This is a genomic window from Emticicia sp. CRIBPO, assembly GCF_009905725.1.
In the GTDB taxonomy this organism is placed as follows: Bacteria; Bacteroidota; Bacteroidia; order Cytophagales; family Spirosomataceae; genus Leadbetterella.
Window position 1 is genome coordinate 40,756 of sequence record NZ_JAAAKV010000017.1, and the last position, 14,401, is coordinate 55,156.

Genomic DNA, 14,401 nt, shown 5'->3' on the forward strand with positions numbered 1-14,401 from the left:
CCAGGAACAGTTATCATTTCTTTGCTAATGTATTGACCCCATTATTTCTTACACTTACTCTGTATCCCTTGCTGCTCGTGCATTCCCCGACCTGCTGAACGACAGTAATGACATCGTTTCCTGTAATTTTCCTGCTTAACTTAACAATTGTTCCGCTTCCGTCTCCGATCTCTTTGCCACTGGCATCATAAACCATTATTCTTGCACCCGGTACAGCACTGCTTACCACCACGAAATCATTCCCGACCAATGGATGCTGAATCACCGGAGCCGGTAATGAAGCACAATCCTGGGTAGGACGGGTACCTCCCGGTCCGCTTTTGATATTACATAACTTCTGCACCGCGGTCAGGGCATCTCCTGCCTGCAGTTTCCTGCCTATTTTAGTGGCTATGTCCAAATTTGAATACCACGAAACGGAAGTCGTAAATTTAACATTGGCCGTTCCGGATACCGTTACAGTCGTCAAAGCTCCGTTGGCCAGGGAACTTAAGGAAACCAACTCCTGATCTTTATAAGTAAAAACAGGGTTAAAAACAGGTGTGGGTAAAGTTGCCGGTGCCGAAACTGCCACAGCGGCTCCTGAAACAGGGCTTTTATCAGTACACAAAGAAATCTGTGCTGTAAATTTATCCCCAACATTGAATGGTGCCTTACCAGGCCGGATGAGTGTCCAATCAGTACTACCGACAAATGAGACCGGAAAACCTCCGTTCGTAAACACTGTAACGGTTGCTCCCGGCACATGCCTGACGGAAATTACCTCTGCACATTCATATACAAGAGCCGGATCTATAACAGGGGGAGGCAATCCGGCAGGAAAATCCACTTTATAATCACGGACTTTCACCATTGCAGAAGGGCTTGAAACCACCCCTCCCACCTCCTGGGTGGCTGTCACAGCATCACCTACACTCAGAGGGTTAAGACCTGTAAAATCTGTTTTAACAGGATTTCTTGCGTTAGTAACTATCCCTACCGGAACATTATTTACAAACAGTTTTACCGTGGCCCCCAAAATCACTCCCCTGACAGAAACAGCTGTGGCACATTGATAAAGAGGATCAATAACAATGGGCGGAGAAATAAATGAAGGATCTTTTTGGGTTGTATTATCGACAATCACCCCGCCTCCGGTAGGCGGACCACCGCAGGCATTTTTAAGAGCGTCGATATGGGCTAGGTACGCACTGAGACTTCCCCCACCCATCGGCATGGTCCTTTTGTAGGCATTCGGTTCTCCGATAGCATTTTTAAGGACTGCACTGCAATATCCGCTCAGCTGCACCGAAACATCAGGAAAGCGACCCGCACTGCCTGCCACATGACAGGTATTGCATCGCCCTGGCGACGGGACTCCATCCAGGATATTGGATGGACCGGGATTCTGCGGCCAGCTTGCGGCCACAATCGGGTCATACCATACCGGAGATTTTATTCTTCCCAGAATTCCTGCAAATGCACTTTTTTCAGGATGAACAACGTAAGGATTCTCTCCGGCATGACAGTCGGTGCAGACATCGCCTCCAACCAGACTAGCCCCTCCCCGCCACCGTTTGAAATCAACCACTTCATCTTTTTTCAAATTATTGTTATCAAAAAAGCAAACTTTCCCGGTTTCAGTCCCAAGGCAGATCACGCCAAAAAGTGTCGCATTATCAGTCCCTGCCGCGTACCGTGGCAAAGCCAGGCAAACACCTTTGGGATTTGTACTTTCATATATTAACAACTCTGCCCTTGATGATTCTGAAATAAACTCTTCGGATATCTCTCCTAAATTACGCCATTCGGGGCCATACATATTTTTCGGGATCGGTACCCCTGCGGCAATACACTCCCTGCAATACTCTTCACCGCTTTTGACAGTGATCATCTTTACCGTTATTCCCCTGTCGTTCAGTTTTTTGATAATTTCCGGCTTAATCCCTCCATACCACCGGGTTGTATTATTAAGGACATTGTTCTCTTTTCTGATATCATTGACATATCTTCTTTTGAGTCCATTACTTATGGACAATAACAAATTCGCACTTGCAGGCTTTATTTTATCAATCAATTCATCCAGAAACAATGCATTGGCCAATATTTTATCATCCACCAGGTCGTAAATATCCCTCTTGCTGTTTTTGATCAAATCTTCTGTTCTCCTGTCTTTTTTCCATTCCGACTTAAGCAGTTTGTCAATAAAATATTCCTGTGCAGCTTCGATCTGAGATTCTTCCAAAACTACTTCTTTTCCATCCGGCCCTATCAGTGCCCCGTGTCCGGATGCCACTATAGGGTCGCTTTCATAGACTGGTTTTTTGTTGAATGTACACATTTGCCCTATAAAAACACATAGACACAACGAGAGGCAGATTGCAAGATGTTTTGTTTTCATGATCATACTCAGTTTAAAGTTAAGGAAACCGGAATTCAGCGAATTCTAAAAAACAAAGATTGTTTCTGTAAAAAATATAAATGGCTATTTGAAAGCAGAGAAAAGAAATTACACAATCAGCCCCCTCATTGATCCGGTTCTGATTAACAGGAGTTGAAACTAGACCTATATCTATACTATTCCAAATTTAAATCTCCATTTTTATTAAACGGTATCCGTTAAATTATTGGCTATCAAACCAATAAAGCGGCAAACAGCCCCGGAAAGGGTCGGATTATTTTATTATATTCCAAAAGAAGCTATTTTATCAAAAAATCAAATAAATGCAGGATTTTGCCTTTTGTTCGACTGCGGTCAGGCTTTCAGACACGGGCTGAACAACATTAAAAAACGATATGTGATATTTACTAAAGCCTTATTACCATCAGCCATAAACGATCAATTACTGCCAGTTACATTGCTCCAACGTAAAACTACACCGCTTCAACGTAAACTTACATCGCTCCAACGTAAACTTACACCGCTCCAACGTAAAACTACACCGCTCCAACGTAAAACTACACCGCTCCAACGTAAAACTACACCGCTCCAACGTAAAACTACACCGCTCCAACGTAAACTTACATCGCTCCAACGTAAACTTACATCGCCCCAACGTAAACTTACACCGCTCCAACGTAAACTTACATCGCCCCAACGTAAACTTACATCGCTCCAACGTAAACTTACATCGCTCCAACGTAAACTTACATTGCTCCAACGTAAACTTACACCGCTCCAATGTAAAACTACATCGTTCCAACGTAAACTTACACCGCTCCAACGTAAACTTACACCGCTCCAACGTAAACTTACACCGCTCCAAAGTAAACTTACACCGCTCCAACGTAAACTTACACCACTCCAACGTATCTTTACGTTAGCCCAATGCAGAATTACATTACTTCAACGTAAACTAGCAGACAACAATTGGTGAGCTGAATTTCAAGTTATGAAAACTTCATTCTTTGTATCCTGACAGCATTCAGGATAGCAAGCAGGGCTACGCCTACATCAGCAAAGACGGCTTCCCACATGTTGGCTAGGCCTCCGGCTCCGAGAATCAGCACGGCGGCTTTCACGGTGAAGGCCAGGGTGATGTTCTGCCAGACAATCTTTTTGGTTTCTTTACCGATTTCGATGGCTACCGGGATTTTAGACGGCTTATCGTCCTGGATCACGACATCGGCGGTTTCAATAGTAGCATCGCTGCCGAGCCCGCCCATCGCGATGCCCGCATTACTCAGAGCCACCACCGGGGCATCATTGACACCGTCTCCTACAAAAGCAACTGACTCGTTACTGTTCTTGATTTCTTTGACCTTACTGACTTTATCCTCAGGTAAAAGATCTCCAAAGGCCTTATCAATGCCTAACTGCTCTGCCACAAACCTGACTACGTTGGTTTTATCTCCGCTCAGCATGGTGGTTTTCACACCCATGGCGTGCAGCCTGCGGATGGCTTCTTTGGCGTCTGTTTTGATGCTGTCGGCAATGGTCAGGTAGCCGGCAAATTTACCGTCGTGGGCAATGGCAATGACCGTGTAAACAATGGCATTGTGATCCGTATCGTAATCCACCTTAAATCTATCGAGGAGTTTGAAATTGCCGACCAGCAGGGACTTGCCTTCTATTTCGGCTTTTAATCCGTGTCCGGCAATTTCTTCTATTTTCTCGAGGGCAATGTCCCTGTCCACTTCCCCGACGTGTTCCCTGATGGCCGAGGCCACGGGGTGGGTGCTGTTGCTTTCGAGGGCATTGACCCATTGAAGGACCTGGTCTTTATCGAATCCGGGTTTAATGAACACTTCCTGCACTTTAAAGACACCCTCTGTCAATGTGCCGGTTTTGTCCATGACCACATTCTTAATGTTCGCCATGATGTCTAGAAAATTGCTGCCTTTAAACAGGATACCGTGCTTGCTGGCGGCCCCTATCCCGCCGAAATAACCCAGCGGAATGCTGATGACGAGTGCACAGGGACAGGAGATCACCAGGAATATCAGTGAGCGGTAAAGCCAGTCGCGGAACACATAGCCTTCCGCAAAGAAATAAGGCAGAAAACAAATCAAAACCGCCAGCAAAGCCACAATGGGGGTATAAATCCGGGCAAATTTCCGGATAAACAGTTCCGTAGGGGCTTTTTGAGCGGTAGCATTCTGCACCATTTCCAGTATCTTACTCAGCTTGCTGTCGGCGTAGGCCGTCGAGACTTTTACCAGGCTCACAGTATTGAGATTGATCATCCCGGCCAGCACTTTGTCGCCGGCTTTTTTGGTATCGGGAACACTTTCCCCTGTCAGGGCGGCGGTGTTGAAGGAGGCGGTATCTGAAATCAGTTCTCCGTCAAGGGCGAGTTTTTCACCCGGTTTCAACTGCACAACACTGCCGATTTTGGTGGCTTCTGCTTTGATGGTTTTGGTCTCATTGCCTTCCATGATGGTGACGGTATCGGGCCGCTGGTCCAGCAGGGCTTTGATGTTGCCCTTGGCTTTTCTTACCGCCAGCGACTGGAAAATCTCCCCGACGGCATAGAACAGCATCACTGCCACACCTTCCGGGTATTCACCAATGGCAAAAGCCCCGATGGTGGCAATGCCCATCAGGAAAAACTCGGTAAAAACATCTCCTTTACCGATGGCCTCCGCCGCCTCCTTTAAAACAGGCAGACCGACCGGAAGATAAGCCACAGCAAACCAAAGCAGCCTGACATATCCGGTAAACCACTGAGGCTGAATATAATAATCGAGCAAGATACCCGACAACAATAAGACAAAACTAATAACGGCGGGTACAAATATCTTAAAAGGACCTTCTTTTGCTTCAGCCCCATGATCGTGATCATGGTCGTGGTCGTGATCATGCTCCTTATGCCCTGCCTCTTCTGTAGAACAACAACTATCTGACATTTTGTAATTTGTTTTATCTTTTTCTGTTTTCCCGTTGATCAATGTGAATGCTCTTCTCCTCCTGCTGCACTGTCCATCGTCGACTGCAGATAGAATGTTCCTTTGATAACGATTTTCGTTCCTTCAGGCAATTCTTCAAGTGGGGTGACCTGCACAAAACCAAGCTGGGTAGTGCCGGTTTTGACTTCTATCCTTTTGAAGTGAAAGTTACCCTTTTCTTTCTCATGTTCATCTTCAAAACTGACAAAAATAAATTCTTTTCCGCCGGATTTTACGACTGCTTCGACAGGAAGGGTGTTTACGTCGTTTTTCCCGATGTCAATCAGGGCGTTTACATACATACCCGGAATCAGACCTGAGTTTTTGTTATTGATGTCGGCGTGTACGGCAACGGACTTGGTTTCATTCTGGAAAGCTTTCCCCACACTGAAAATCTTGCCGAGAATTTCCTGGTTGCTCTGGTTGGTCAGGATAAACCTCACATTCTGCCCTTCCTTTATTTTGAAAAGGTCTTTTTCATACACCAGCAGATCGACGTGTATTTTGGAATTGTCTACAATGGAAAACAGGACCGAATTGGCAGAAATACTGCTGCCTATCTTCACTTTCACATCGGTGATATAGCCTGAAATAGGGGCTGTAATGGCCAGGACGGAGGTGTTGGCGTTCCCTCCCATCCTGAGGTTCTGGTCCAGGATATCAATTTGTTCCTTTGTGATTTTGATCTTATCGGTGACCGCCTGAAGTTCTGAACTTACTTTCTGAAACCCTTTTCTGGCTGTTACATTCTGCTCACTGAGTTCTTTCTGACGGGCAAATTCAAGTTCAAGAAAATCCTGGTTCGCTTTTTCTGAGAGAAGTTCTTCCGTCAGTTTGGCTTTCTCCAGTCTTATATTATTGAATTCCAGGCTCTGAAAAGTGGCAATGCTCTGGCCCTTTTTGACATACTGCCCTTCAATGACGCTGATCGTCCTGACGATTCCACTCATAAAAACCGAAACATCGGCCTGGTTCTGAGGGGGAGACTTGGTGTAGCCGTTGGCGGTGATGACCTCACTCAGGTTTTTTCTTTCAAAGTTTCCGAACATGATCTGAGTAGCCTCCACCTGGGTGGCAGTCAGTTCTACCACACCCTCAGGATCATGGTGTTCTTCTTCTTTGGTTTCTTCACTTTTTTTATTGCACGAAGCCAGCAGGGCTCCCGCTGTCAACAGAAGCACCACATATTTTACCAGCCTGAATTTTATTGCTATCAATTTGATTTTCATTGTTCTGTTATTTAGTGTTCAACAAATACCGGATATTGTTGACATTCTGATTAAAATTATAAATGGACAGAAGATAGTTCTTCCTGATATCCAGAACCGTTTCCAGCCCCTGCATGTACTCCACATAGCCTGCCTCTCCTTTATGATAGGCTTCGGTAGCTGTTCTGGAAATGACCTCCGCATTGGGCAGGGCCGTTTTAAGATAATAATCTATCATCGACTGGTGGGTCAGCTGGTCCTGCACCTGCCGGGTCAGTTCGCTTTTGAGCTGATTCCTGAGATATTCAGCCCTTTCCTGTTGTACCAGGATGTCCGTAGCGGCTGCGTTGACCTTCGCTTTTCCGGCCCCTCCAAAAACAGGGATGCTGATGCCCCCGGTAATGCCCTGAAACCTGGGTGCTCCGTTATAGTAAATCGAACGGTCGCCTACTTCCTGCACTCCCCTGAGCGATTGCACAAAATAACCCAGTGAAAAATCAGGCTTTCTTTGTGCCTGCTCTGCCTTTTTAAAGGCAGCAGCTACATTGACATGCTGCAGGGATAGTTGCAGCATTGGGTTCTCTGTGATAAACGCGGTGTCGGCCATGACGGATTTCAGTGCAGTAAACTCATTCTCTGCAATAGCAAAATCCCCGGCCAGGTTGAGTATTGTCTTCAGTTTGGTCTTTTCATTTAAGATAAAACCTTCATTCTGCTTCCTCACCTGGATAAGTGTTTGCTGTTTGGTTTCTGCGGTGGTTTTTTCCAGCAGGTTGGTTTCTCCTGTTTTGAATTTTAAACCGGCAGCCCTTACAAACTCCGTCAGAAGGTCATCCTGCTCCCGGAGTAAGTGGTTGACCGCAGTCAGATAGAGCAATGTATTCCAGGACTGCCTGATCTGCAGGTCAATGTCATGCCGGGTAGCCATCAGTTTCAGCTCGCTGTTTTTGATATTCTCCCTGATCAGCTCCTTTTTAGCCTGAAAAGTGAAGGGACTGAAACTCTGGGAGATGCCGTAATTCTGATCGAAACTCCGGGTGTTGTATTGCCCGAGCATGACTTCGATATTGGTTTTAGGCAACTCAAAAGCCGTCGGTTTCAGTTGGTTCTGCATTTTAACCGCCAATTCTTCTGCTTTTACAAGGCTGTTGTTCCTGATGCCGAGGTCAATGGCCTGCTGAAGATTCAAGGTCGTGGTTTGTGCATGGGCTGAGCCACCTGAAAACAAAGCAACGATAAGCATAACAGTTGCCACACTTCCCTTTTTATTTATTTTAATGCCTTTTTCAATCAATAAGTACAGGATGGGTAAAAGGAACAGGGTCAGCAAAGTGGCGGAGATCAACCCGCCGATGACCACAGTGGCGAGGGGTTTCTGCACCTCGGCACCGGCTCCGTTGCTGAGGGCCATGGGCAGGAAGCCCAGTGAGGCCACCGCCGCCGTCATAATCACGGGCCGCAGGCGGACTTTCGTGCCTTCTCTGATCCTTTCTGTAATATTATCCCAGCCTTCAGACTTCAGCTGGTTGAAATACCCGATGAGGACAATCCCGTTTAAAACCGCCACACCAAACAAGGCAATGAACCCGATGCCTGCCGAAATACTGAAAGGCATGCCCCGCAGCCAAAGGGCAAACACGCCGCCAATGGCCGAAAGCGGAATGGCCGAAAAAATCAGCAAAGACTGGCTGACGGAATGAAAGGTAAAATAAAGGAGTACGAAAATAAGGGCCAGGGCGATCGGCACGGCCACAGACAATCTTTTATTGGCTTCAACCAGGTTTTCAAACTGACCGCCATAGGTGACATAATAGCCTTCCGGAAGTTTAAGTTTTGTGTCCAGCCTTTTCTGAATGTCGTTCACCACACTCTTGACATCACGCCCGCGGACATTCAGCCCGATTACGATCCTTCTTCTGCCTTCTTCACGGCTGATCTGAGCAGGGCCCTGCTCAAAACTGATGTCGGCGATTTGTTCCAGCGGAATCTGGTTACCTTCCGGCAGACTGACGAAAATATTTTTAACGTCGGAAATGTCCTGTCTGAAATCCTTATCCAAACGTACGACGAGGTCGTATCGTTTCTCTCCTTCATATACAATACCGGTGGCTTCCCCAGCAAAACCGGTCCTGACGACCTTGTTCAGGTCACCCACGTTTAAGCCGTAAAGGGCCAGTTTGTCGGGATTATACCGGACGGTAATCTGGGGCATCCCGGTGATCTGCTCGGCTTTCACATCGGCCACGCCTTCAATATTCCCGATCAGACCGATGGTGGTAGTGGCCGTAGCAGCCAGTTTTTCAAGATCTTCCCCAAAAATCTTGATGGCTACATCGCTCCTTACCCCGGTCATGAGTTCGTTAAACCGCATCTGGATAGGCTGGGATATTTCAAAGCTGACACCGGGAATCTGTTCCATTTCTTCTTTCATCAGGTCGGCCAGTTTGTAGAAATCTTTGCTGGTTTTCCATTCTTTTTTGTCTTTCAGAATCACAATCAGATCACCGGTCTCAATAGGCATCGGGTCTGTGGGTATTTCCGCCGAACCAATTTTAGATACCACTTCAACCACTTCCGGAAACTTGTTTTTGAGTATTTTTTCCAGTTTGGTCGAGGTTTCAATACTCATGTTAAGGGAACTTCCCCCGGCATTTCTGAAGTTGATGGCGTAGTCGCCTTCTTCCAGGGTAGGGATAAATTCTCCGCCCAGACGGCTGAATACGAGCAAAGCGGCCAGGAACATCACAACGGCAATGCCTACCACCATGGATTTTATACGTAAAGCCTTAACCAGGAGCGGATTGTAAATGCGGTAAACTGCGTCAATGATCTTATCGGAAATGTTCTTTTTATGACTGATGTTTTTGCTGAGGAACAAAGCCGAAGCCATCGGGATGTAAGTCAATGACAAAATAAATGCTCCCAGGATAGCAAAAGAAACCGTCTGGGCCATGGGCTTGAACATCTTGCCTTCTGTGCCCACTAAAGCGAGGATCGGCAAATAAACGATCAGGATGATGATCTCCCCAAAAGCAGCACTGCTCCGGATTTTGACGGATGCCTGCATGACCTCCTCATCCATCTGCCGAGCGGTCAGCCTGCCTTCTTTGTTCTGATGAAGCCGGTGAATGACCGCTTCCACGATGATGACCGCCCCATCAACGATCAGACCAAAGTCAATGGCCCCGAGACTCATGAGGTTGCCGCTGACACCGAACAGGTTCATCATAATGACCGCAAAAAGCAGGGATAAAGGAATAACAGAAGCCACCACCAAACCTGCACGCCAGTTGCCCAGCAGCAAAACCAACACAAAAATGACGATCAGAGCCCCTTCAATGAGGTTGGTTTCCACTGTACCAATGGCCCTGTCGACGAGTTTTGTGCGATCAATGAAGGGTTCTATCTCCACACCTTCCGGCAATGATTTCTTGATTTGTTCGACTTTCTCTTTGGTCCTTTTGACAACGGCCGAAGAGTTTTCACCTTTGAGCATCAGCACCATTCCCCCTACCACTTCGCCCTTACCGTCTTTGGTTACTGCTCCGTATCGCAGGGCGGACCCTTCACGCACAGTAGCCACGTCCCGGATCAGGATGGGGATGCCGTTGTTATTTTTAACGACTATTTTTTCGATGTCGGGGATAGACTTAACCATACCCAATGCCCGGATAAAATAAACGTAAGGCTGTTTGTCGATGTATGCTCCCCCGGTGTTTTCATTGTTTTTTTCGAGGGCTTCAAATATCTCGGTGATGGTGGTGTTCATGCTTTTCAGCCTCGAGGGCTCCACCGCTATCTCATATTGTTTCAGATTACCGCCTAAAGTGGTCACTTCAGCAATGCCGCTGGTGCCGAGCAGTTGCGGTTTAACGACCCAGTCCTGGATACTCCTCAGTTTTGAAGCATCGTACTGGTTTTCATAACCTTTTTTGGCAAAAATGACGTACTGGTAAATCTCGCCCAGACCTGTGCTGATGGGGGCCAGTTCGGGCACCCCCACACCTTTGGGAATCTGCCGCTCAGCATCTTTCAGCTTTTCACCGATCTGCTGCCGGGCCCAGTAAATGTCTACATTTTCTTCAAAAACGAGGGTGATGACGCTCAGACCAAAGCGGCTGAAAGAACGCATCTCGACGATCTTCGGGATGGTTTTTACTGCCTGCTCGATCGGATAGGTAATAAATTGCTCCACTTCCTGGGTGGCCAGCGTAGGAGCTGTTGTGATGACCTGCACCTGGTTATTGGTGATATCGGGCAGGGCATCTACCGGCAGCCTGGTCAGAGAGTATATCCCGGTGAGGATCAGTGCCGCGGTGAATAAGCCTATGATGAACTTATTCTGTATTGAAAACTGAATGATTCTGTCTAGCATTTGTAAAGGATTTATGCCTGAAATAATTAAGTGTGCTGCCTATACGGTTTTTCTCCCGGCATTTTAAAATACCGGCGAAATGATGAACAGCAAAAAATCAATAATCAGGCCCTGGGCGGTTGCCAGATGTTTCCGTAGAAGCCGGAAACGAAGTTGTTGTTGTACAGGTTGTTTTTCACCTTCTGGGTCAGGACAGGCTGCAGGAGATCAGAAACGGCCACGCCATAATTAAAATCAAAACTCATGTTGGTACCGCAACAGGCACATACACAAAAAGGTGAACAGGATTCGGTATCCTCATGATCGTCATGGTCAGTCTGTGCGACGTCCGTTTTGACCGTCTCTGTACAATCCTTCGCATCTCCGCAGGGCAGACATGTGAGCAAAAGCACGTACATGGACAATATGACAGATAATAATTTCACAGCGGCAAATGTAAATGAAAAACAAGTGCAACAGGTTTTCAAAAAGGGATTATTTTTTTAAGGGGCTGATTATTAAATTATTGATTCGGGTTATTACTACGCAGAATTTCCAACGGACTAATTAATGAGATGGAACAATCACGGATTTTGTGCAAATAAATATTAAACGCTATATTGCTTACTAATCCAAATCACGTTATTAACAACAAAATTTAAATGATGAAATCCTTTTTTATCCTTATTTGTGTGGCCTTTGTAAGTGCTTCATTTGTGCTGAAAAATCAGAACATTCAGCAGGAAGACACGAACCTGCCTGCCAAAGCCATCATCACCGGGGCAGAACAAACTGAAAAATACCTTCCTTATCTGAAAGGCAAGAGGGTGGGTATCCTGGCCAACAGAACGACCATCATCGGCAAAAAACACCTGGTAGACAGCCTCGTAGCAGCCGGCATCAATATTGTCAAGGTATTCGGCCCGGAACATGGTTTCAGAGGCAATGCCAGCAACGGTGCGGTGGTCAATGACGAAAAAGACCCTGCCACAGGTATCCAGATCATTTCATTGTACGGAAAAAAACGCAAGCCTTCCAAAGAAGACCTGGCCGATGTGGACATTATGATATTTGACATCCAGGATGTAGGCTGCAGGTTTTACACCTATATCAATGTACTGAGAGACGTGATGGAGTCCTGTGCTGAATTCAATAAGGAGCTGCTGATACTCGACAGACCAAACCCTAACGGCTACCTGGTTGACGGCCCGATTTTAGACATGAAACTGGTTTCAGGCATAGGTAAATACCCTATTCCGATCGCACACGGTATGACCATCGCGGAATTTGCACAGATGATCAACGGTGAAGGCTGGATGCCGGGTAAAGTAACCTGTAAACTAAAGATCATCCCGGTTAAAAATTATACCCATGACATGGAGTACACCCTTCCTGTGGCTCCGTCACCCAATCTCAATACCCAGCAGAGTATTATGCTCTACCCTGCCATGTGTTTGTTTGAAGGCACGATCCTCAGCCAGGGACGCGGTACCTATTTCCCTTTCACGGTGTTGGGAGCCCCGGCATTGAAAGGTAAATATGAGTTTACATTTACCCCTGTGAGTCTGAAAGGAATGAGCGAAACCCCGCTTCACATGAACCAGGCTTGTTACGGCATTGATTTCAGAAATTACGACATCAGTAAACTGAGAAAATCGAAAAGGATCAATATCCAGTGGATGAAAGACATGTATGAGGCTTATCCTCAGAAAGATAAGTTTTTCGACAGGTCGTACAGCACACAGATCGGGAACATTGATTTTCTTGCGGGGGTTTACGACTTCAAAAAACAGATTGAAGCCGGCAAATCCGTTGCTGAAATTCAGGCTTCATGGGAACCGGGCCTTTCCCAATATAAGACGATGCGGAAGAAATATGTGATTTATAAGTAACTGACCTCTTTATTCTGATCCCTGTAAATATCGTATTTACGGGGATCATTTTTTAAAATAACCATGCCCCCTACCTTCCGGACCGGAACAGCCGAAGACATTGAACAACTCAGGACCCTCGGCCTGAGTGCTTATGGTCAGCTGAAACACCTCCTCAGCGAAGAACATTGGCAGATCATCTCTGACAATGTATCAAACGCCGATACCTATTCGACTTTTCTGGCTAAAGGCACCTGTTTTGTCTGTGAAGAAAACGGGGAGATCACCGGCATGGCTTATTTTATCCCGCAAGGTAATCCCACTCCCATTTTCCAGGAAGACTGGTGCTATCTCAGACTGGTAGGGGTTCACCCGGCACATGCAGGCAAAGGCATAGGCAAAAAACTGACTGAGCTGTGCATTGAACAAGCCCGCAAAACGAATGAAAAGACCATTGCTCTGCACACCTCCGATTTCATGGATGCTGCCAGACACATTTATGAGCATCTCGGTTTCAAGGTCTTGAAAGAACTTCAGCCAAGATTTGGTAAAAGGTACTGGGTTTATACTTTGGAATTATAATTAAACCCGGAGTGTTATAAAAAATATTTTCACCACATCTTAATTCAAAACACAATGAAAAGATTAAATAATATACACCCGGGAGAAGTACTGAAAAATGAATTCCTGAGTCCTTTAAATATTAAAGCTTCGAGATTAGCCAAAGATATTTTCATCCCCCAAACCAGGATAAGTGAAATTCTGAGGGGAAACAGAAGGATAACTGCTGATACCGCACTTAGATTATCCAAATACTTCGGAACCACCGCAAAATTCTGGCTAAGTCTTCAGGATGATTATGATATTGAGGAAGGATTCAGTGTACTGAAAACCGAACTGGATTGTATTACTGCCATCTGAAAACCGACCGAAAATCTTCTTTTATAGTCTGCCTACAGATGCACACGCCCTTGCATATCTGCGGGCAGACGTCTAACTAAACTGCCAATAAATGCAAGCAATATTATATTTTGCTAAGCATTTTATCATTTGATTTTAAATAAAAATATTTTATTTACTTTTGGATTTCAGGCCGTTGAGGCATGTGAAAAAGCTATTTAAAATAACAATTATCAATTTAAAACCAATCGACAACAAAATGGCAAGTGTAAGTACCTACCTTAATTTCCCCCGCAATACGGAGGAGGTATTCAATTTTTACAAATCGGTTTTCGGAGGAGAGTTCGGCGGAGACGGCATCTCCCGTTTCGGAGACATCCCGCCTTCAGATGACATGCCCCCAATGGCTGAAGAAGACAAAAACCTCGTGATGCACGTTGAGCTGACCATTCTCGGCGGCCACAAACTGATGGCCACCGATGCCCCGGAAACTATGGGTTTCCAGGTGATCAAAGGCAACAATGTTTACATTAACCTTGAGCCGGACTCAAGAGAAGAAACGAAGCAGCTGTTTGACGCTCTTTCGGAAGGCGGAGTCGTGACCATGGAGCTGCAGGATATGTTCTGGGGTGCCTATTATGGCAGTTGCACAGACAAATACGGAATCAACTGGATGTTTAATTTTGCTCAAAATCAATAAT

General features: G+C 46.0%; 9 protein-coding genes. 4 read left to right on the plus strand and 5 right to left on the minus strand.

The annotated features are described in order from the left end of the window. Positions 1-13 precede the first annotated feature (13 nt). From GVN16_RS24750 to GVN16_RS24770, 5 genes are all read right to left on the minus strand, one after another. Positions 14-2,380, minus strand: coding sequence for a hypothetical protein (locus GVN16_RS24750; RefSeq protein WP_166566659.1), 2,367 nt, complete (start codon positions 2,378-2,380; stop codon positions 14-16). A 989-nt stretch (positions 2,381-3,369) separates the two neighbouring features. Beyond that, positions 3,370-5,328, minus strand: a complete 1,959-nt coding sequence (locus GVN16_RS24755; RefSeq protein ID WP_166566660.1) for a heavy metal translocating P-type ATPase — start codon at positions 5,326-5,328, stop codon at positions 3,370-3,372. 38 nt (positions 5,329-5,366) lie between these two features. After that, positions 5,367-6,596 carry an efflux RND transporter periplasmic adaptor subunit gene (locus GVN16_RS24760; RefSeq protein WP_205748988.1) on the minus strand — a complete coding sequence of 410 codons (1,230 nt, stop codon included), beginning with the start codon at positions 6,594-6,596 and terminating at the stop codon, positions 5,367-5,369. A gap of 7 nt (positions 6,597-6,603) precedes the next feature. Next, complete coding sequence (locus GVN16_RS24765; protein ID WP_166566661.1) at positions 6,604-10,950, minus strand: CusA/CzcA family heavy metal efflux RND transporter; 4,347 nt, start codon at positions 10,948-10,950, stop codon at positions 6,604-6,606. A gap of 104 nt (positions 10,951-11,054) precedes the next feature. Next, complete coding sequence (locus tag GVN16_RS24770; RefSeq protein WP_166566662.1) at positions 11,055-11,375, minus strand: DUF6660 family protein; 321 nt, start codon at positions 11,373-11,375, stop codon at positions 11,055-11,057. A gap of 216 nt (positions 11,376-11,591) precedes the next feature. Between GVN16_RS24770 and GVN16_RS24775 the strand changes: the two genes are divergently transcribed. From GVN16_RS24775 to GVN16_RS24790, 4 genes are all read left to right on the plus strand, one after another. Beyond that, entirely contained in the window at positions 11,592-12,821 is a 1,230-nt protein-coding gene (locus GVN16_RS24775) for an exo-beta-N-acetylmuramidase NamZ domain-containing protein (RefSeq protein ID WP_166566663.1), read from the plus strand. A gap of 63 nt (positions 12,822-12,884) precedes the next feature. Continuing rightward, the gene (locus GVN16_RS24780; RefSeq protein WP_166566664.1) at positions 12,885-13,382 is read left to right on the plus strand and encodes a GNAT family N-acetyltransferase; all 498 of its coding nucleotides are present in this window, start codon (positions 12,885-12,887) and stop codon (positions 13,380-13,382) included. A gap of 54 nt (positions 13,383-13,436) precedes the next feature. Continuing rightward, positions 13,437-13,721: a HigA family addiction module antitoxin gene (locus GVN16_RS24785; RefSeq protein ID WP_166566665.1), complete on the plus strand. Its 285-nt coding sequence runs from the start codon at positions 13,437-13,439 to the stop codon at positions 13,719-13,721. Between the two features lie 238 nt (positions 13,722-13,959). Beyond that, positions 13,960-14,400 (plus strand): VOC family protein, encoded by a 441-nt coding sequence (locus GVN16_RS24790; protein ID WP_166566666.1) that lies wholly within the window; start codon positions 13,960-13,962, stop codon positions 14,398-14,400. Position 14,401: the final 1 nt, after the last annotated feature.

Coding starts and splice junctions, on each gene's coding strand:
- GVN16_RS24760 (WP_205748988.1), bottom strand. CDS start 6,596: ATGAAAATCAAATTGATAGCAATAAAATTCAGGCTGGTAAAATATGTG.
- GVN16_RS24765 (WP_166566661.1), bottom strand. CDS start 10,950: ATGCTAGACAGAATCATTCAGTTTTCAATACAGAATAAGTTCATCATA.
- GVN16_RS24785 (WP_166566665.1), top strand. CDS start 13,437: ATGAAAAGATTAAATAATATACACCCGGGAGAAGTACTGAAAAATGAA.
- GVN16_RS24775 (WP_166566663.1), top strand. CDS start 11,592: ATGATGAAATCCTTTTTTATCCTTATTTGTGTGGCCTTTGTAAGTGCT.
- GVN16_RS24790 (WP_166566666.1), top strand. CDS start 13,960: ATGGCAAGTGTAAGTACCTACCTTAATTTCCCCCGCAATACGGAGGAG.
- GVN16_RS24780 (WP_166566664.1), top strand. CDS start 12,885: ATGCCCCCTACCTTCCGGACCGGAACAGCCGAAGACATTGAACAACTC.
- GVN16_RS24755 (WP_166566660.1), bottom strand. CDS start 5,328: ATGTCAGATAGTTGTTGTTCTACAGAAGAGGCAGGGCATAAGGAGCAT.
- GVN16_RS24750 (WP_166566659.1), bottom strand. CDS start 2,380: ATGAAAACAAAACATCTTGCAATCTGCCTCTCGTTGTGTCTATGTGTT.